This is a genomic window from Winogradskyella sp., assembly GCF_028282165.1.
In the GTDB taxonomy this organism is placed as follows: Bacteria; Bacteroidota; Bacteroidia; order Flavobacteriales; family Flavobacteriaceae; genus Winogradskyella.
The window spans coordinates 61,763-81,669 of record NZ_JANQIM010000006.1; the positions used below are offsets into that span (position 1 = coordinate 61,763).

20 protein-coding genes are annotated in these 19,907 nt (G+C 34.2%); 8 read left to right on the forward strand and 12 right to left on the reverse strand.

Annotated features, from left to right (window positions below; genetic code table 11):
* Window positions 1–2: 2 nt before the first annotated feature.
* Window positions 3–1,133: a TlpA disulfide reductase family protein gene (locus tag Q0972_RS03520; protein ID WP_299362664.1), complete on the reverse strand. Its 1,131-nt coding sequence runs from the start codon at window positions 1,131–1,133 to the stop codon at window positions 3–5.
* Window positions 1,134–1,255: 122 nt separating this feature from the next.
* Between Q0972_RS03520 and Q0972_RS03525 the strand changes: the two genes are divergently transcribed.
* Both Q0972_RS03525 and Q0972_RS03530 read left to right on the forward strand, forming a co-directional pair.
* On the forward strand, window positions 1,256–1,960 hold the full coding sequence (locus Q0972_RS03525; RefSeq protein ID WP_299362666.1) for a DUF4197 domain-containing protein: 705 nt from the start codon (window positions 1,256–1,258) through the stop codon (window positions 1,958–1,960).
* A 100-nt stretch (window positions 1,961–2,060) separates the two neighbouring features.
* On the forward strand, window positions 2,061–2,258 hold the full coding sequence (locus Q0972_RS03530; RefSeq protein ID WP_299362668.1) for a Lacal_2735 family protein: 198 nt from the start codon (window positions 2,061–2,063) through the stop codon (window positions 2,256–2,258).
* Here Q0972_RS03530 and Q0972_RS03535 read toward each other — a convergent pair.
* The 4 genes from Q0972_RS03535 to prfA all read right to left on the reverse strand — a co-directional run bounded on the left by Q0972_RS03535 (window position 2,255) and on the right by prfA (window position 5,776).
* Window positions 2,255–2,740: a hypothetical protein gene (locus Q0972_RS03535; protein ID WP_299362671.1), complete on the reverse strand. Its 486-nt coding sequence runs from the start codon at window positions 2,738–2,740 to the stop codon at window positions 2,255–2,257. The two genes, Q0972_RS03530 and Q0972_RS03535, sit on opposite strands and share 4 nt — an antisense overlap.
* Before the next feature lie 198 nt (window positions 2,741–2,938).
* Window positions 2,939–3,727 carry an ABC transporter substrate-binding protein gene (locus tag Q0972_RS03540; RefSeq protein WP_299362674.1) on the reverse strand — a complete coding sequence of 263 codons (789 nt, stop codon included), beginning with the start codon at window positions 3,725–3,727 and terminating at the stop codon, window positions 2,939–2,941.
* Between the two features lie 53 nt (window positions 3,728–3,780).
* Window positions 3,781–4,611 (reverse strand): orotidine-5'-phosphate decarboxylase, encoded by an 831-nt coding sequence (gene pyrF / locus Q0972_RS03545; protein ID WP_299362675.1) that lies wholly within the window; start codon window positions 4,609–4,611, stop codon window positions 3,781–3,783.
* Between the two features lie 88 nt (window positions 4,612–4,699).
* A complete protein-coding gene (gene prfA / locus Q0972_RS03550) occupies window positions 4,700–5,776 on the reverse strand; it encodes a peptide chain release factor 1 (protein ID WP_299362677.1) in 1,077 nt (358 codons plus the stop codon).
* 111 nt (window positions 5,777–5,887) lie between these two features.
* Between prfA and Q0972_RS03555 the strand changes: the two genes are divergently transcribed.
* Complete coding sequence (locus Q0972_RS03555; protein ID WP_299362680.1) at window positions 5,888–6,178, forward strand: hypothetical protein; 291 nt, start codon at window positions 5,888–5,890, stop codon at window positions 6,176–6,178.
* Window position 6,179: 1 nt separating this feature from the next.
* Here the strand turns inward: Q0972_RS03555 and Q0972_RS03560 are convergent, their stop codons facing one another.
* From Q0972_RS03560 to Q0972_RS03575, 4 genes are all read right to left on the reverse strand, one after another.
* Window positions 6,180–7,358 carry an AIR synthase related protein gene (locus Q0972_RS03560; RefSeq protein ID WP_299362682.1) on the reverse strand — a complete coding sequence of 393 codons (1,179 nt, stop codon included), beginning with the start codon at window positions 7,356–7,358 and terminating at the stop codon, window positions 6,180–6,182.
* Window positions 7,359–7,406: 48 nt separating this feature from the next.
* Window positions 7,407–8,072 (reverse strand): Curli production assembly/transport component CsgG, encoded by a 666-nt coding sequence (locus tag Q0972_RS03565; protein WP_299362685.1) that lies wholly within the window; start codon window positions 8,070–8,072, stop codon window positions 7,407–7,409.
* Between the two features lie 186 nt (window positions 8,073–8,258).
* Entirely contained in the window at window positions 8,259–8,396 is a 138-nt protein-coding gene (locus Q0972_RS03570; RefSeq protein WP_299362687.1) for a hypothetical protein, read from the reverse strand.
* A 218-nt stretch (window positions 8,397–8,614) separates the two neighbouring features.
* Complete coding sequence (locus Q0972_RS03575) at window positions 8,615–10,801, reverse strand: glutamine synthetase III (protein ID WP_299362690.1); 2,187 nt, start codon at window positions 10,799–10,801, stop codon at window positions 8,615–8,617.
* A 173-nt stretch (window positions 10,802–10,974) separates the two neighbouring features.
* On the opposite strand from Q0972_RS03575, the gene Q0972_RS03580 reads away from it, so the two are divergent.
* Window positions 10,975–11,991: a glutamine synthetase beta-grasp domain-containing protein gene (locus Q0972_RS03580; RefSeq protein WP_299362693.1), complete on the forward strand. Its 1,017-nt coding sequence runs from the start codon at window positions 10,975–10,977 to the stop codon at window positions 11,989–11,991.
* Between the two features lie 49 nt (window positions 11,992–12,040).
* Here the strand turns inward: Q0972_RS03580 and Q0972_RS03585 are convergent, their stop codons facing one another.
* Window positions 12,041–12,991, reverse strand: coding sequence for a calcium/sodium antiporter (locus Q0972_RS03585; RefSeq protein WP_299362695.1), 951 nt, complete (start codon window positions 12,989–12,991; stop codon window positions 12,041–12,043).
* 164 nt (window positions 12,992–13,155) lie between these two features.
* Between Q0972_RS03585 and Q0972_RS03590 the strand changes: the two genes are divergently transcribed.
* Both Q0972_RS03590 and Q0972_RS03595 read left to right on the forward strand, forming a co-directional pair.
* Window positions 13,156–13,515 carry a BlaI/MecI/CopY family transcriptional regulator gene (locus tag Q0972_RS03590; protein WP_299362697.1) on the forward strand — a complete coding sequence of 120 codons (360 nt, stop codon included), beginning with the start codon at window positions 13,156–13,158 and terminating at the stop codon, window positions 13,513–13,515.
* 2 nt (window positions 13,516–13,517) lie between these two features.
* The gene (locus tag Q0972_RS03595; RefSeq protein WP_299362700.1) at window positions 13,518–15,449 is read left to right on the forward strand and encodes a M56 family metallopeptidase; all 1,932 of its coding nucleotides are present in this window, start codon (window positions 13,518–13,520) and stop codon (window positions 15,447–15,449) included.
* Window positions 15,450–15,531: 82 nt separating this feature from the next.
* Here the strand turns inward: Q0972_RS03595 and Q0972_RS03600 are convergent, their stop codons facing one another.
* Entirely contained in the window at window positions 15,532–17,487 is a 1,956-nt protein-coding gene (locus Q0972_RS03600; protein WP_299362703.1) for an endonuclease, read from the reverse strand.
* Window positions 17,488–18,082: 595 nt separating this feature from the next.
* Here Q0972_RS03600 and Q0972_RS03605 point away from each other — a divergent pair.
* Window positions 18,083–18,241 (forward strand): SsrA-binding protein, encoded by a 159-nt coding sequence (locus Q0972_RS03605; protein ID WP_299362705.1) that lies wholly within the window; start codon window positions 18,083–18,085, stop codon window positions 18,239–18,241.
* On the opposite strand, the gene Q0972_RS03610 is transcribed toward Q0972_RS03605, so the two are convergent.
* Window positions 18,238–19,077 carry a universal stress protein gene (locus tag Q0972_RS03610; RefSeq protein ID WP_299362707.1) on the reverse strand — a complete coding sequence of 280 codons (840 nt, stop codon included), beginning with the start codon at window positions 19,075–19,077 and terminating at the stop codon, window positions 18,238–18,240. The two genes, Q0972_RS03605 and Q0972_RS03610, sit on opposite strands and share 4 nt — an antisense overlap.
* Window positions 19,078–19,232: 155 nt before the next feature.
* Here Q0972_RS03610 and Q0972_RS03615 point away from each other — a divergent pair, with 155 nt between their 5' ends.
* The gene (locus tag Q0972_RS03615; RefSeq protein ID WP_299362710.1) at window positions 19,233–19,685 is read left to right on the forward strand and encodes a pyridoxamine 5'-phosphate oxidase family protein; all 453 of its coding nucleotides are present in this window, start codon (window positions 19,233–19,235) and stop codon (window positions 19,683–19,685) included.
* Window positions 19,686–19,907: the final 222 nt, after the last annotated feature.

The window sequence follows — 19,907 nt, forward strand, 5'->3', positions numbered from 1 at the left end:
CTTTAGGGAGCTTTTTTTTGTATGTGATATACTGGAAATGTTACTTTTTTCTTTTCGACTTTAATACCATAGTTATCTTCGAGATCTGTTTGCATCAACTGGAAGAATTTGTAATGAAAGTCCCAATCATGTAATTCTAGATTTAGTTGGCTATCCTCTGATAATATTACAGGCATATCAAGAATATGGGCCAACTGGTATGCAATTTCTTTTAAGGACACATTGTCTGCTTTAATCTGAGCGTCTCCAATTAAATACTTGGGATTATTTTTCCCCCAATTTATTTGATTAGTATCCCAAAATTTGGGATTTTCTATGGCTAGACTAATACCCTCTCCTACATCAGATTTTCTATCTATTGTAAGGCCCATTTCCATAATAAGCTGAAAAGCCAGATTTTTATTTGGCTGAAATGGTTTTTTTAAAAACACTTCATAACTAGTATCTAATCCCTGTTCTAGAACAATTTGCTTTTTGTAAACCTTTGCTAAATATCCCAAAATCGACCTTAAAGAACCTGTTAACTTCAAATAACTCTCACCATCTACTACATCTAAGGTTTCAAAATAATCAGCGATAGGTTTTATTTCTAGTGGCTTGGATGGTATGTATTCGACCGTACTTACTTCTGCTGAGCTTATTAAATCAAAAAAAGAACTCAAAGTAGCACTAGTAGTCTGTTGATTCAAAAATCTCGAGACTGCTTTCTTTTTTAAATCTGGTGCTCCACCTCTCCAAAGTATTTCTCCATTAGCATTAAATAATATGCCGTCAGGAAGGGTTTTTACACTAAATGCTTTAAATGTTTCTTTGTTATAATCTATAGCGACAGCTAGATCGTTTGGCTTTTTCTCTAAGAATCGTTCAACTTTAAGAGGATTTTCGCTAGATAAGGATACCACATAGAACTCGTCTGGAAACTGATTCTGCAACACTTTTAAATGTTCTTTTGCCGTTATGCATGGTATACACCAAGTAGCCCAAAAATCCACAAAAAATAACTTGTTACCTTCTGAGGAAGCTATTTTAGATTCTTGAATAAACTCCGAAACTTTTATTTGACTATAAGAATAAGTTGCCGTTAGGATGCAAATTATAATTAATGAAAAGTGTTTCTTATTAAAACATTTCATGTTGAATTATATAATTTACTAATGGTTTATCAAATACTGTGCTAAAAATAGTAATTTTAACCTACAATAACTTCTCTATTACTTTTAAAGCATATCTTTGTTAGAAATAAAAACCTAAATCCATGATTAAGAGATTTTTTGCCCTACTTATTGTATGCAATCTCACTGCTTGTGCAGAGTTACAAAATGTTATTAACGATTTACCACAAGGTGGAGGGCTCAGCAATGCCGATATGGCTGCAGGATTACGTCAAGCTTTGGATTTTGGAATTGACAAACAAGTCACAAAACTCACTCAAAGAGATGGTTTCTATAAAAATGAGCTTGTTAAAATTTTACTTCCCGAAGAGCTACAAAAGGTTGATAATGCCTTACGAAAAATAGGTTTGAGCAGTTTAGCCGATGAGGGTTTAAAAGCACTTAACAGAGCTGCGGAAGATGCCGTTAAGGAAGCTACACCCATTTTTGTAAATGCTGTTAAGGATATTACATTTGATGATGCCAAAAACATTCTCTTGGGCGAAGATAATGCGGCTACGAATTATTTAACATCAAAAACCCAAACGGCGCTTTACAATAAGTTTAAGCCAGTTATCAGCAATTCATTCAGTAAAGTTGGTGCTGACCAAATTTGGACCAACCTTATTACAAAATACAACAACCTTCCTCTTACCAATAATGTTAATCCTGATTTAACGGATTATGTTACGACAGAAGCTTTGGAAGGCGTCTATACCATGATCGCTGTAGAGGAAAAGGAAATTAGAAATAAAGTATCCTCACGGACCACGGATCTATTAAAAAAGGTATTTGCTCTTCAAGATTAAAAATTCTATTGTTCTAATTTTTTAATAAATTTTCAAACAACTTGTTAATTTGTATTTGAATATTTATTAATTTAACATCATTAACTTATAATTTTTTGTCGTGTCTAATTCAGAAAAGTTGCATCAAAAAAGAACCAAACTAAAGCAGCAATACCTACAACTTATTGAAGATGCCTACAATCTTAGGCAGACGGATCACGCCCTCAGTGATATTTCTGAATTTAGAGCCACTAAAGTACTCCATGAGATTAACAAGCTTAAGTTCATTATTGGCGATTCGCAAATCCAAGCCAACTAATTCTTCTTCTTATACAAGCCATCAAAAGCAACCGTAACCTCTTTATCCTCGGTAATGGTTTCCCATAATTGCCTTACGGTTCCATCTTCGTTATCTGTCCAAGTAACGCGATGAAAAAACGTTTTTCCTTCTGCATTGGTTTCGTCATCAGTTCTCAAAATCATTTGGTTTCCGACTTTATTACCTTTAAGGTGTAGACTCTGCCCTTGGTTATCGATCCAAATTTGCTCCCATTGACTGGTCTTATAATTATAGAAGTTATTACTGGTTCCTGTATAACCTGGTGTAGCGCTTGTCCAATTTTCGCGTAGAATACAATTATCTTGCACTTTTTCAATAACGTTGACTCCTGCTTTTGTACCATTTGGGTTCGTTACATCCCAAGTACCAATCCAAAAATCAAATTCAGAATGTTTTTCTGTGCAACAATTACAAGGCTTGTTCTGAGCAAATAAAAATACAGCAAATAATAGGGCTAGCATAAGGAAAACGGATTTTTTCATGACTGATATCGTTTCTAATAAAGTTATTAAACTACATTTAATTATATGCTAATATTAACATAACATTTAAACCACAGAAAGTCAGCATCTTTGCAATGCAAAAGAGATTAAGTCTTAAAAGAGATTAGAACAGTTAGTTAGATTAAAGTCGGTATTTTAGTTAGGTACCGACTTTTTTTATTCACTCATATATAGGGATTCGAAGTATCTGTACGACTTCTGCAATCGACTTCCATACCAAGAAAATAACTCGCCATCGACAATCTCGATATTCTTTTTTGGAAACTGGGCCTTTAATTCTAAAACATGCTTTTGCTTAAAAGGGTAAGGTTCACTTGATAAGAAAATGCTATCTACATCATTCAATTCAGGGCAATTTAAATCGATTTCTGGATAGCGTTTTTCGCTTTGAAATACATTTATGTAACCCGCATCATGGATCATGTAATCTATAAAAGTATCAGAAGCAGCTACCATCCAAGGCTTTTTCCATATGAAATACGCCACTTTATATTTCTCATAACTAGTTATCTTATTATGGAATAGCTTCCGCTCTTTTAGAATACCATTAATAATTTCTGAAGCTTTTGCCGACACTTCAAACAACTCACCATACCTTTCAATAAGATTGAAACAATCATCAAGATTATTTATATCACTGATATGAACGGGAGCGATTAAGTCCAATTCTCCTATCATGTCTTTTGTATTCTCTTCTTTGTTACAAAGAATGATATCTGGATGAAGCGCTTCTATTTTTTGAATATTGACTTGCTTAGTGCCGCCTACAACTGTTTTTTCTTTTCTAAGATGCTGTGGATGGACACAAAATTTGGTAACACCAACAACCAAATCTTCCAAGCCCAAATCCACTAACAATTCCGTTTGGGATGGCACTAAAGAAATGATTCGCTTAGGGGTTTTCTTAAGTCGGAGTTTACGATTAAGTTGGTCTACAAATATCATTATCAAGAAAATTTGTGTTCTGCTATAATCTCATTTTTAAAGAGATTACTTCATCATCCTTCATCATAATACCTCAATAGTTCTGTCTTCATCTGCATCTGAAGTCCTCTAGCTGTCTCAGCAGCAGCTTCAGCAAAATCGTCATTTTGTGATGCATAGATGATTCCTCTTGAAGAATTAATCAACAAACCAACGGAGTCATTCATCCCAAACTTACACACATCTTGCAAATTTCCACCTTGTGCGCCAACACCAGGCACTAGCAGGAAACTTTCGGGAATAATTTTACGTATATCTACCAGGTACTCAGCTTTGGTAGCACCAACCACATACATTAAGTTTTCTGAATTATCCCAGGTTTTCGAAGTCTCTAAAACTTGCTTGTATAATTCTATGCCACTAAGAGTCTTGGTCTGAAAATCGAACGCGCCTTGATTAGAAGTCAATGCTAAGAGTATGGTATGTTTGTCCTTAAAGGCCAAAAAGGGTTCTACAGAGTCTTTTCCCATATAAGGTGCGACCGTTACACTATCAAATCCTAAATCCTCAAAAAATGCTTTAGCATACATGGAACTTGTATTACCAATATCACCACGTTTAGCATCTGCAATGGTAAAAATCTCTGGATAATTATTATTAAGGTATTTGATGGTCTTTTCTAATGCTAACCAACCTTTAATACCATAAGCCTCATAAAATGCTGTATTGGGCTTATATGCCACACAAAAATGATGTGTCTTATCGATAATCGCTTTATTAAACGCAAAGATTGGATCTTCTTCTTCTAGTAAGTGCTTCGGAATTTTATTCAAATCGACGTCTAAGCCTATACAGAGGAAAGACTTCTTTTTATGGATTTGTTCTATGAGTTGATTTGTTGTCATATTTGTCATTCCTGCGAAAGCAGGAATCTAATTAAAGAATAGCAATCAGTTTGAATGTGAGATTCCTGCTTTCGCAGGAATGACAGCTCTAAATTATATCTCCACTAGCTTTTAAGAGTTCAGTATTTTCAGCCAGCATTAATTCGTCTATGATTTTTTGGATATCACCGTTAATGATATTCTGTAAGTCGTAAAGGGTCAATCCTATTCTATGGTCTGTAACACGCCCCTGAGGATAGTTATAGGTCCTAATCTTTGCGCTTCTATCACCTGAACTCACCATACTTTTACGTTTCTCTGAGTCAGCTTCTTGGCGCTTTCGCATTTCTTCTTCATACAATCTAGAACGCAATACTTTAAGGGCTTTTTCTAAGTTTTTGTGAGACGACTTCTGATCTTGACAACTAACAATCATTCCCGTGGGTTCGTGGTGTAATTTAATTGCCGAATATGTTGTATTAACGGACTGACCACCTGGCCCTGTAGAGGTTGTACGTTCAATACGTACTTCAGTCATATCGAGTTCAAAATCGAACTCTTCAGCTTCTGGCAAAACAATTACAGTTGCAGCACTTGTGTGTACGCGACCCTGTGTTTCGGTCTGTGGCACACGTTGTACACGGTGCACTCCTGCTTCAAACTTCATGGTACCATAGACATCTTCGCCAGTAACCTCGAATATAATCTCTTTAAAACCACCCGAGGTGCCTTCATTCATACTTACTACACTAGTACTCCAGCCTTTATCACTGCAGTATTTAGAATACATTCTGTAAAGATCACCTGCAAAAATGCTGGCTTCGTCACCACCTGTTCCGGCTCTTACTTCGACCACAACATTTTTTGCATCATCTGGATCTTTAGGGATTAACAAAAACCTAATTTCTTCTTCAAGATTTGGTAATGCTTCTTTGGCTTCGTCAAGTTGCATTTTGGCCATCTCTACCATTTCTGCATCAGACCCATCTGCAATAATCTCTTCAGCCTCAGCTATATTATCCATAAGCGTTTTATACGCCTCTCCTTTGTCAACAATCTGCTTAAGGTCTTTGTACTCTTTATTCAACTGAATATAACGCTTCTGGTCGGCTATAATATCTGGTTGTATAATAAGGTCGTTAACCTCATCGAACCGTTGTTTTACAATCTGTAATTTCTCTAACATCGCTCTTCAAAAAATTGAAGTCAAAAGTACAATTTTTTACGGATTTCAAAGAAAATGAAATTTGTCTGCTCATCAGAAAAATATTTTTGAATGGTCTGACGTTGTATGTATATGCTAAGGCAATTCACCTCTATACTAAACTACTACAAGCCTTTAGCGCTATGGTCTTTTTTAGTAACCATAGCGATTACGGTTATTAATCCAGAACTTATACTGGCACTCTGTACAAAGTTGTTCTTGGTCTTTTTGTTATGGATAATGATCAGCGATAGAAGACTTAGACAGCGCTTAAAGTTTTATAAAATAAGAGGTGTCTCTAACCTCAAGTTTTTTAGTACTATATTTATTTTCGATGGCTTATTAACCTGTATTTTCTTATCGCTTATTAAAGGATTTATATAAGCTAATATTCAAAAGTACCATATTTGCTTTTTATGGTAAGTTTCTTTGTTTCTGAAGCTTCAACCCTCCCAATTACCTGAGCATCTACATTAAATGATTTTGATATTGAGATAATATCCTCAGCTACTTTGGGTTTAACGTAAAGTTCCATTCTGTGACCACAGTTAAAGACTTGGTACATCTCCTTCCAATCTGTTTTTGATTGCTCTTGTATTAATTTGAATAAAGGAGGAATCTCAAACATATTATCTTTTATAATATGTAGATCATCAATAAAATGAAGAATTTTAGTTTGCGCTCCACCACTACAATGTACCATACCATGAATAGAGTTACTATTATATTTATTCAATATCTCCTTAATAATTGGAGCATAGGTTCTGGTTGGCGAAAGCACTAATTTACCTGCATCTATGGGTGAATTATCTACATTATCCGTCAATTTTGTGTTACCTGAATACACTAATTCTTCAGGAACAGCAGCATCAAAGCTTTCTGGATATTTTTTTGCTAAATATTTTGAAAACACATCATGCCTAGCAGATGTTAAACCATTACTGCCCATACCACCGTTGTATTCGGTTTCGTAGGACGCATGCCCAAAGGATGCAAGTCCAACAATGACATCGCCAGCCAAGATATTAGCATTGTCGATGACGTCAGTACGTTTCATGCGTGCTGTTACCGTGGAGTCTACTATAATGGTCCGCACCAAATCTCCAACATCTGCAGTTTCTCCTCCTGTGGAATGAATGGTGACTCCGAAGTTTTCCAAGTCTTTAATTAACTCCTCTGTACCATTAATTATAGCAGAAATAACCTCTCCTGGTATTAAATTCTTATTCCTTCCTATGGTCGAAGACAACATAATATTATTCGTTGCTCCTACACATAAAAGATCATCGATATTCATTATTAATGCATCTTGGGCTATACCTTTCCAAACTGAGATATCTCCAGTTTCCTTCCAGTACATATAAGCCAAAGACGATTTAGTCCCTGCGCCATCGGCGTGCATTATAAGACAATATGCATCATCATTAGTTAGGTAATCTGGAACTATTTTGCAAAAAGCCCTAGGGAATAAACCTTTATCAATATTTTTTATAGCATTATGGACATCTTCCTTTGAGGCAGAAACTCCTCTTTGGGCGTATCTTTTACTAACCGAATTACTCATTGAAACTAATTATGACATTGGTCTTGCAAAAGTAAGAATAGAATTGGATTATTTAATCAAATTGGAATTTATTACCGTCTTCACATTCTCTAACAAGCGTTCTCTTTTTTTATTCCCTCCAAAATATACATTAATACCAAAGGCAACTCTAATGAACGACTCGTCAGTGTTTGGAGCTATAAGACCTTCTAACTCGTTAGAGAGTGTATAATTGTAATCTCCAAAAAGCTTAACTCCAACCCCATCTACAACAATATACTCTAAACCTACTCCTACTTGTAATTTAGTTTGGGTATTCTCAAAATCATTTGATGCATTGTAGCCATAGCCACCAAATATGAAAGGAGAGAATTCATCATATGGTAATATGAGACACTCTAAATTTAAATCGAAAGACATATAGCCTTCATTAAAAGTATCGTTAAAAGCTAAGTTATACTTATTGTATGTTAAGCCAACATTTAAGTATTCTGTAATGTATTGTTTAAAACCAATTCTAAAATAGAAATCAAATTCAGGTTCTGGATAATCGCTAGTGATTAAAGATGTACCAAAACCAGTATCGACTGCACTGGTTCCTCGTAAATCATAAAATCCTAACTTTTGGTAAAGACTCTTATTGTCTTGCAGATCTTTTTCATCTTGGGCATATCCAATTTGACTAAAAATAGTTAGAATAACTATTAGCAATTGATTTTTAGATATGGCAATCATATAACCTTAATTAGCAAATAAGCTTATGTCATTTAAGATTATGGAGCTTCACAATATAGAAAAATAATATTCAATTCATCTTAAAATATAAGATTAACGGTAATAAAAATAGGATAAAACCAAAATAATGGTTTTATCCTATGAAATCTAAACAGGCCTGAAAGCCTTATAATAATGTCTTTAATTTTAAGATTCTGTCTGTAGCTCAGATTGTATATTGACAACCTCTTCTTTTACAACATCTTTGATATCTTCGGAATTATCCTGAGAAAGAATTAAAGTCGCACACACAAGAATAGCTACACTTAATAGTAACTTCTTCATTTTAAACAAATATTGATTAATAGCACTACAAACATACTAAATAAACTCCTTGAGAAAATGTCTTCAACCGCTTTTTTAAGAACAATTAACAGGGTTTTCGATAACGCGACAATTGTCATCGACAAACGACATAAAAAATAATTTTAGATTTTATTTTGTACGTATAAATACTTACATAGCCTTTAACGGAAAGTAGTCCTTTGTTTAATTAATTTAAATTATTTGGTAAACAAAAGCTCTCTATATTTAGTGAGTGGCCAGAGTTCATCGTCTATCATAAGCTCAAGCTTATCACAGTGGTACCTAATATTATCAAAAAAAGGTTTTACTTTTTGGCAATAACCATTTGCTTTTTTTTCTAAATCTTTTTGCTTATTAATTTGTTTGCGCACATCTATCATTTTAGTCACCGAAGAATTTATAGCTTCTATGTGCTTTGAAATCTGCTCGATTAAATTCAATTGCTCTTGAGCCAAATCTTCAAATTTAGTACCATAAATAGTCTTTAAACCAGTAACATTTTCTATAAGCATGTTTTGATATCTCACTGCTGTTGGCACAACATGATTACGAGCTATATCGCCAATAACTCTACTTTCTATCTGAATATGAAGAATATATTCTTCCATTTCAATTTCATAACGCGCTTGCGCTTCAACTTGGTTCATTACCCCAAGATTCTCAAAAAGCGCGATAGACTGTTTAGAAACCTTTACTTTTAAAGCTTCTGGTGTCGTTTTATTGTTGCTCAACCCTCTTTTTCCTGCTTCCTTTTCCCATTCAGCGCTATACCCATTTCCTTCAAAAAGGATTGCTTTTGATGTCTTTATATATTCTCTTAAAACGTTAAAAATGGCATCGTCCTTTTTCATTGATTTCCCATCTATCAAATGATCTACTTCTGCTTTAAAATCCATCAATTGTTTGGCGACTATCGTGTTTAAAACTGTCATTGGATTTGCACAATTCGCCTTAGATCCGACCGCTCTAAATTCAAATTTGTTTCCTGTAAATGCAAAAGGTGATGTTCTGTTTCTGTCTGTATTATCGAGAAGTATTTCGGGAATCTTACCCACAACATTAAGCTTTAAGTCCGTTTTTTCCTGTGGTGACAGTTTTCCTTTGGTAACGCCTTCTAACTCTTCTAATACCTTAGATAATTGCGCTCCAATAAACACTGAAATAATTGCTGGAGGCGCTTCGTTTGCACCCAAGCGATGATCATTACTTGCAGAAGTTATAGCAGCTCTAAGCAATTCTTCATAAGTTAAAACGGCCTTAATTGTATTAATAAAAAATGTTAGAAACTGAAGATTACTCATTGGTGTTTTTCCTGGTGACAAAAGGTTAATACCTGTATCGGTACTTAAACTCCAATTATTATGCTTGCCAGAACCATTAACCCCTGCAAATGGCTTTTCGTGTAACAGCACCTTAAAATCGTGGCGTCTAGCAACTTTTTGCATAACGTCCATAAGCAAGGAGTTATGATCAACTGCTAAATTGGCCTCTTCATATATGGGAGCCAACTCAAACTGATTAGGCGCCACCTCGTTATGCCTAGTTTTTACTGGAATACCCAATAGCATACATTCATTCTCTAAATCGCGCATGTAGGCCATTGCCCTTGCCGGAATCGTTCCAAAATAATGATCGTCTAGTTGTTGTCCTTTTGCTGGCGAATGCCCTAGTAAAGTTCTACCTGTTAGTACTAGATCTGGTCTCGATACTGCTAGAGCATTATCGATTAAGAAATACTCTTGTTCCCAACCCAGTGAGGCACTTACTTTTTTAACATTTTTGTCAAAGTATTTACAGACTGCCACCGCTGCTTTATCTACAGCATGGAGTGCTCTTAATAAAGGTGTCTTATAATCTAGGGCTTCGCCCGTATAGGATACAAAAACAGTAGGAATGCACAATGTTGTACCATATATAAATGCGGGCGATGTAGGATCCCAAGCTGTATATCCTCTGGCTTCAAAGGTATTTCTTATACCACCATGTGGAAAACTAGACGCGTCCGGTTCTTGTTGCACCAATTGGCTACCTCCAAATTTTTCAATGGCTAATCCGTTTCCAATAGTTTCAAAAAATGCATCGTGCTTTTCTGCAGTAGCTCCTGTTAATGGCTGAAACCAATGGGTATAATGTGTAGCACCTTTTGAAATTGCCCATTCTTTCATCGCTGTAGAAATATGATCTGCTAAAAGCCTATCAATCTTAGAACCTTTTTCTATAGCAGCCATGATACTTATTAGAGCATCCTTAGTTAAATACTGACGCATAGCAGTCTCGTTAAAGACATTTGCTCCAAAAACTTCTGAACGTCTCTTTATTTCTTCAATATCTATTGGTGTTCTTTTTAAGGACTCTTTTACGGCATGAAATCTTAATGTTGACATATTCACAAAATTTTGGTTCAAAAATACGAATTTATTAAAATCGTACATTTAACCCTCCAAAAAATAGGGTTATCAACAACTATTAATAACATTTTATCTAAAAGACCCTGTATTTTTTGACCAATTAAAAAAAAAGACAATCTTTGCATGGTCAAATTATAAACTATATAATGATGAGTAAATCTAAATTAGAGTACATATGGCTAGATGGTTATAAGCCGACTCAAAACATGAGAAGTAAAACTAAAATTGAGGAGAATTTTAGTGGTAAATTAGAGGATTGTCCGATTTGGTCTTTTGATGGTTCTTCAACTAGACAGGCTACTGGTGATTCTTCTGATTGTTTATTAAAGCCTGTGGCTATTTATCCAGATCCTGCGAGAAAAGATGGTTATCTAGTAATGACTGAGGTTTTAAACGCTGACGGAACTCCGCATGAGTCTAACGGAAGAGCAACTATAGATGATGATGATAATGATTTCTGGTTTGGTTTTGAGCAAGAGTACTTTATAATGGATAGAAAAACTCAATTGCCTTTAGGTTTCCCTGTAGGTGGTTATCCTGCTCCTCAAGGCTTGTATTATTGTTCTGTTGGTGGACGCAACACTCATGGTAGAGAACTTGTTGAACGCCATGCCGATTATTGTATAGCTGCTGGGCTAAACTTTGAAGGTATTAACCAAGAAGTAGCTTCTGGTCAGTGGGAATTTCAATTATTTGCCAAAGGTGCTAAAAAAGCTGGTGATGAAATTTGGATTGCACGTTACTTGTTAGACCGTTTAACCGAAGAATATGGTTACTACATAGAATACCATCCTAAGCCATTAGGAAAAGATATGGACTGGAATGGTTCTGGTATGCATGCCAACTTCTCTAACACTACATTAAGAACTTGTGGAAGCCAAGAAGTTTATGAAAAAATTTGTGAAGCATTTAGACCTGTAGTTAAAGATCACATTGCAGTATATGGTGAATTTAACGACCAACGTTTAACTGGTGATCATGAAACCCAATCTATCGATGAGTTTAGTTATGGAATTTCAGATAGAGGTGCTTCTATACGCATCCCTATTATTACTGTAGAAAAAGGATGGAAAGGATGGTTAGAAGATCGCCGTCCAGCATCTAATGCAGATCCTTATAAAGTTGCAGGAAGAATCGTGAAGACCGTAAAAAGTGCAGATGTTTAGTTTATTTGCAGTTAATATTATATAAGAAAGTCCGCGATTGCGGGCTTTTTTATTTTAGAGCTAAAACGATAAAAATAACGTAAGCGCCAAATAAAAGAAAACCTTTCAGTCGATTAATCTGAAAGCGTCGGGGTATAAGAATCAAAGGCACTAAAACTGCTGCAAAAGCGATCATCCAAAAAATATTAGTTGATAATATTTCTGGTGTATTCGGATTAACTTCTATAGGTTTTATAATGGCCGTTAAACCTAAAACAGAAGCTATATTAAAGATGTTAGAACCTATCAAATTACCTAAGGAAATAGCTTTTTCTTTCTTAAGTGCAGCAATCACGGAAGCTGCCAATTCTGGAACACTAGTGCCTATAGCAATCACTGTAACAGAAATAGCATAATCACTTACGCCCACTGCTTTAGCCAATTGTTTTGCGCCTTCAACTAGCCATTCTGAACCAAAATATAAACCAGCCGCTCCGATTAATAGCCAGACTACTATCTTGAAATTTGAAACCACAGCCAAGGTATCATCGACATCTTCCAAATTGGCCTTTATCGACTTCCTTGAACTTCTGATTAGTATAAAGAGAAACAGAGTTAGGGCAATAAATAAAACAGCCCCTTCTAAAGGAGACAACAACTCATCGTTTTTTAAAAAAAAGTAAAGTGCAAAAGAGACCAACATCATCATTGGCCAGTTGAGCTTATAAAAATCCCTATCTACGGCCAAAGGCGAAATGATTGCTGTAATTGCTAACACCAACCCGATATTTGCAATATTTGATCCTATAACATTTCCCAGGGCAATATCAGTAACACCATCAAAAGCAGCCTGTAAACTTACAAGTAGTTCTGGAGCCGAAGTAGCAAATGATACAACGGTCATACCGATAACCAATTTAGAAATTTTGAGCTTAAAAGATAGTCCGACAGATGCCCTCACCAAAAAATCACCACCGACAACTAGAGCCACCAAACCAATAATAACAAGAAATACACTCATCTATCAATCAAATATTTAATCGCTTTTTTAATTAAATGGCGAAGATAGCATTTCATTTTTAAAGCAACGAAAAACTAAAATTTTCGTTAAATAACTATTATTTTAGTTTTATAACTATAAAATTAGTTATATTTGAATTCTAAAGCATAAATTTTAGTATCAAAATGCAAAAGTTAACAAATAAAGAAGAAGAAATAATGCATATTCTATGGAAGCTCGAAAAAGCTTTTGTAAAAGATGTCTTAGCTGAGATTAAAACTGAAAAACCACATTACAATACCTTATCTACTATTATTAGGAATTTAGAAGATAAAGGATACGTAAGCTATAATGCATTTGGGAAGACACATCAGTATTATCCTATCGTTTCAAAGGAAGATTACAAAAAACGCTTTATGAACACTGCCATCGAGAATTATTTTAATAACTCTTACAAGAATGTTGTTTCTTTTTTTGCTAAGGAAGAAAAGATAAGCGTTGATGAGCTTAAAGAAATTATTTCATTAATTGAAAACAAGAAATAGCTATGGAATATTTATTAAAAGCATCGGCCGTAATTGCTATATTTTATATGTTATATAAATTGTTTTTACAACGCGAAACTTTCTTTCAAACCAACAGAGGCTATTTACTAGTTGGCCTATTGGCTTCTGTTTTAATTCCATTGATTGTTATACCAATTTATATTGAATACACACCGATAGTTTTAGAAGGCTCTTTATTATATATGAACTCACCCGAAGCATTAGAAAATTCTAACGAAGTAGTGTTTGACTGGTTTGTATTGGCATCAATAATTTATACTGTAGGTGCTATCTTCTTTTTAGGTAAATTGCTCATTGAATTTGCCTCTCTTAAATTTTTATTTAAAAAACATAAGTTTTTCAAAAAAGGATCCTACATTTTTGTTGAAACCGAGAATGATATCGCGCCTTTTTCATTTTTTAATTGGATTGTCTACAATCCAAAGAAATATGCACCAGAAGAATTACAGCACATTCTTAATCATGAAAAAGTACATGCAAGCGAATTGCATTCCATTGATGTCATTTTAACTCAACTAGCTTGTGTGTTGCTTTGGTTTAATCCACTAGTATGGTTATACAAAAAAGAGATACATCAAAATTTAGAATTCATAGCTGACAAAAAGGCTCAGGACTTTTCTTCTTGTGAAAAAAGCTATCAGCTTATTCTACTGAAAGCAAGTGTCCCTCAGCATAAGTTTTTAATCACCAACAACTTTTATAATTCACAAATCAAAAAAAGAATAATTATGTTACACAAATCAAAATCAAAAAAAGTAAATGTCTGGAAGTACGGCTTAGTATTACCAATCCTTGCACTTTTTTTAATGAGCTTTAATACCAAAGAAATTTTCATTGAAAAAGAACGACCAAAGGATTTTAGCAATGCGCCACAAACTGAAGCCTCAAATGCGTTAAACAACTTGTATAATGCCGTAGAGTCTGATGACATCTCAGGTAAAACAGTAAAAGAGAAAGACAATAATCTAAAAGTTAACACTACTGAAAAAAGTCAGTTAAATAATAAAATAATTGCCACAAACCAAAATAGTTTATCTAACAAGCTTAGTGATATTTCAATTACAGTAATTGATAAAAACACTACTGACTCAGAACTCGATAAGATTAAAGACGATCTAAAGAAAGAAGGCTTGACTATAAAAATCAAAGGCGTTAAACGCAATAACAAAGGAGAAATCACAGCTATTAAAATTGATGCAAAATCTAAAAACTCTAACGCAAATTACAACGTTAGTTCTGATGAAGCTATAAGCCCTGTAACAATTATTTATGAAATCGAAAATGAAAGTATCTCTATAGGCAATGGACATTCGAGACGTGGCAAAGACACATTTTTTTATGAAATTCATGAAGATGGAGACTATAAAATTCACAAATCTAAAAAAGGCAATAATGTATATGTTATCACCGAGGAGCATGATAGTGATATGGATGTAGTACATGAGTCTAGAGTCGTTGTTAAGAAAAACGGAAAAAGGGAAAAAGCAAAAACTATCAGAAGATCAAAGAATGTCGAAGTTATCTCTGATGATGACGATATAGTTGAAATTATTGTTGAAGAATTAGACAATGACAATGATGAAACCATAATAATTGAAAGCGAAGAAGATGTAAATGTGAAAGCAGATATTATTATAAAAGAAAAAGGGAGAAATGTTTGGGTTAGTGATGACGATGAACCTAAAAATACCTTAGTTATTGGGGATGAAGATGACAGTATTTACATCTCCGGCCTCGAAGGAGAAGATCCATTGTATATATTAGATGGCAAAGAGGTCTCGAAAGAGCAATTCACCAAATTAAATAAAAAAAGAATTAAATCTGTAACTGTGCTTAAAGATGAAAGCGCCATCGAGAAATATGGTGATAAAGGAAAAAATGGTGTAGTTATCGTAACAACAAAAAAGAATTAGTCTTTAATTTCATCAATCAATCAAACGGAAAAGCCAAATTCTACTATGAAATGAATTTGGCTTCTTATTTTAAGATAAAACTTTACTTCACCACCAATTTTTGCACAAATGATTCTCCTTTGTCAATCATCTTGATGATATACAAGCCAGAACTCAAATTAAGATCAATAAAGGTAGTAAAACCAGTAAATCGTCTTAAGAGTTGACCTTGCAAAGCGTAGACTTCTACTGTAGCAACAGAGCTACTGTCTAAGTAAACACGTCCATTAGTAGGGTTTGGATACAATGTAACATCAGAGTGTTTGTTTTCCTCTAAACTCAATGATTGATTCCAAATATCACCAACATTGTTTCCCCATATATATTCCACCAAGAGCGGCTGGTCTATGAAAGGATTCCTATTTCTTTGCCAATTATAGATAATATTGTTTCTATTCATTTCAAAATCGTCTGGAGGGTCGTTTCTATGCCAATCTAAAAGTGTAGTTAAATCTCCCAATTGACCAACTGTATCTGGAAACCCATCAACCACTTGCAAACCATTATATCTAATTTCCATATACAAAACACTTCGAGCTACATCACCTCTAAAACTTCCTAAAGTACCATTTGGACCTATGTATTGTCCATAATGTTGATTTCCTCTTGAGCTGTTCTCAGCAGCATCAGCAGCTCTTAATGCATGTGCATCTGAGTTTCCATGCCTAAGCGAATCTGCTTTAGTAGTCCAAAAAACATCAATACCATCCGCTATTTCGTCGGCTTCAATATCATTAAATCCACCTCTCGATCTTGGATAGGTATGCTCCCTATTCCATTTGCCTATATTACTGCTACCAGTCTGCAAATCTAGCTTTGCTCGTCCCTCTTCGGTATACAATAACCAAACTTGATTACTGTTTTCAGGATTTTGATCGGCTTCTTTTAATATATCAATAATATCTGCGTAGGTTTGAGCCCTTACAGTATTTGGATCTGCAATAATATCTTGCAATGCTTGTCTTAAAGCCGCATCAGCTAAACCATCTAAAGTATCATAATACCCCATAGGTTGTGTACTTTGTACAATTCCTGTTGTAGGATTTACAGGAGTTCCCCAAGCAGCAACAGTAAAATCATTATCCACTACCCTAACCTCTATATTATTATTTGATGCTACAATAGGTTCAACCAAGTTTATAAACCGAATTTCCATCACCTCATCGCCCTCATCATCTGCATCGTCAAGGATCGTTATCGTTGTGCTCGTCGTATTTTGACCATTGGCAATTGTAAGATTAACATTCCCAGTATAATCCATTGTATCGAATGTAAAATTATCTAAGCTAATGGTGAAGTTTAAGTCTGAAGTTACATTGCTCTCCGCTGTGAAAGTGATTTCAAAAGTAGCTCCTTCATCAAATTGAGTATCATTTACTGAAATCGAAACCGGATTTATGGGGTTACCAGAGCCGTCATTCTCACGTCTTGGCGTAGGCGTAGCCGTGGTATAAGATTCATTATCCATGACATCCACAAATCGCTGAATAGACCTTGGGTTGGCTGTTGTGCCATTATCATTATACTGTATCGTTTCCCCCAGTAAACCTAAAAGCACAGTATCGTCAGGATCATTAGTACCATAGACCATAGCATCTACCAGATTGTCTTGAGTAGCTAGAGTTCCTTCAGGAAAATCATTAACGCTGGCTTGATATATGCCTACAGCATCTGCACCGTTCTGTATAACATTTTCTGATATAAGAATCTGAGGAAAAGGGGATACTCCTTCACTACCAACAACCAACAATCCATTGTCATCGGTCTCATAACCCTCTAGATCTATGACCATATAACTAGAATCAGCACCACTAGTGGAGCCATTAAAAAAGACCAGTATAAAACCATCAGTAGAAAAATTTGGTATCTGAGACTTCAGTTCAATAAATTCTGCCGTGTCTGTACTTGGGGAATCAGGATCAAACTCATTAATGACCAAAACTTGTGACCAAGAAAAACTTGACATTAACAAAATAAGAACGGTAAAAATTTTATTCATTTTTTTCATTTTCCACAAAGATAGCTGTAAATGCTGCTTTTAAGGTTATGTAAAAATTATTTACAGAAATTGAATTAAAAAACTATGATAATTATTTAGTAAAACCAAATTGAAAAAAGACGAAAAGTCCGAAAATCGATATTTTAAAGATGAAATGGCTCTACGTTTTCAAAAACCAGTTCAAAAACCTCCTATAAATATGATAAAATAAAACATTATAATGCTTTTTCAATTATAATTAAAAACTAAAATAAAGATAAGTCACAAATTATAGTAATCATAATCATTTTTTTGCTTATAAATTTAAATGCAAATTTGTCGATTTTTACAAAAATGCTTGGAAGATTATTTGTTGCCGATATATATTGAAAACTCAATCAAGAATTTAAAGCAAATTATTAACCTCTAAACCAAAAAATTATGATGACATTAGCAAAGTTGATTATTGATATTATATTTTCAATATTTTAAACAACAACCAATCAGACAATCAATCAAAAAAATGTAAAACTTAGTTCTAGAATAAGTTTTACTATTTTTGCTCCCAATTACAATCTACAAAAAACTATTATTTTCTTTTGGCATCGATTAAAGCATGAAGAAAACCATTTTTAAGATTATTGCAAAAATCAATAAAGCTATTCTTCCCAGCTACACAAAAAGAAGATTAGACCTAAGCAAAGCCACAAAACTGCAGCTAGCAATAATTGGTTGGCGTGCCTATATCACCAAAAATGCTCTGGATGATTTCTAATGGTGAAATATCATCAATGGAAGAATCAGATTCTTACTAATTTTTGTTTTACTAGAATCACTAAACAACCGTTCAAAAAAGCCTTTGAATTGACCTACCAAGGTAATTATACCAGCGTCTTTTGACAAGCTTTCATCCACTAAAATATTAGATAGCGGAACATTGGACACGGTTTTATACGTAAACTTATTTTCGTTTATAAGTTCTAGCAATAACTCTCTATCGAGGTTGATCTTAGATTGGATGTTATTATCTGATGAAATAAACCTTACTACATTAATACTAGCGCCTAAGTTCCGTATAAGTTCCATAATATCTACAACTGTTTTATGGTCTGCATAGTCATCGGTATCCAAAGCTAATAGAATCTTGTCAGGCTTTTTATATTGGTAACCCTCTGGCACCACCAAAGTATTACAATCAATATATCTTAATATTTTAAGAGCGTTGCTACCCATAATAGCCTCACTTAGATTAGAAGCGCCATTGGTTCCCATAACTACATACCCAATATCCTCCTTAGCTACTGTTTGCTTTACCGCATCTACAAACACATCGTAATCTATGATAGATTTAAATGTATGCAGTCTATCATTAGCATTTAGTTTTAGATGATTTACTATGCGCTTTAATTTATTCTTATTCTCTAAAATCAAAACCTCATAAAGACTTTCGCCAGATTTACTTGTTATTAAATCATCGGATGTGTAGCTCAACGAATCCTGAACATTGAGAACAAAAAAATCGCAAAAGTCATTATAGAACAATTTCAAGGCATAATTCATTGCATTAATAGAGTTCTCTGAAAAATCGGTTAAAAGAAGTATTCTTTTCATCGTATTCTACTTTCTATCAATTTAAAAAAACAATATGAATAAGCCCATGACAATTATCAGTAAATAATTTGCCACACAATTTTCTTTACAAAACTGATTTATATCATTAAAAAGTAGTGTTTTAGTTGGTATCTTTTGGCTTAAATACTCTACTCATGATTAAAAGTTTAGACAACAAAAGATGCTCAGATCTATTGAAAAGTAACTATATAGGCTATCTATCATACATAAGTAATAATAGACCTTATACAATTCCTATTACTTTTTTCTTCAATGATAAGGAGGATTATATTATCTGCTATTCGGGTAATGGCCATAAGATCGATGCCATGCGAAGGCAACCTAATGTTGCTCTTGCAATAGCAGACATAGCTACAAACAATCAATGGCAATCGGTTTTGGTTCATGGTCAATACAATGAAATTGATGGGGGTACAGCCAAATTATATCTACATGAGTTTTCCTTAGGTATAAAAGAGATCGTTCTAAAAAAGGAGCGCAAAGACCTAGACTATATCAGCGAATTTTCAAATAGAGTTTATAATCAAGATACGCCTATTGTTTTTCTTATTAAAGTGGAACATATGACTGGAAAAAGTAGATCGTAGCATGTAAACTCTACATTGAATACTAAAATATTCTATCAATATTGGCTTTTAACAGATCAATGACAACTTTGGCTTTGTAACTTAAGCAATAATTACAGCAGATAAACATGGCACCAGCATTAGTATTTAGTTGGAAGATGAAGGAATGAGAGACAATCAATTTTGATTAACATCTTAATCCTATAAGTATTTACAATTCAATACCGCTTTTTACCCACTAAA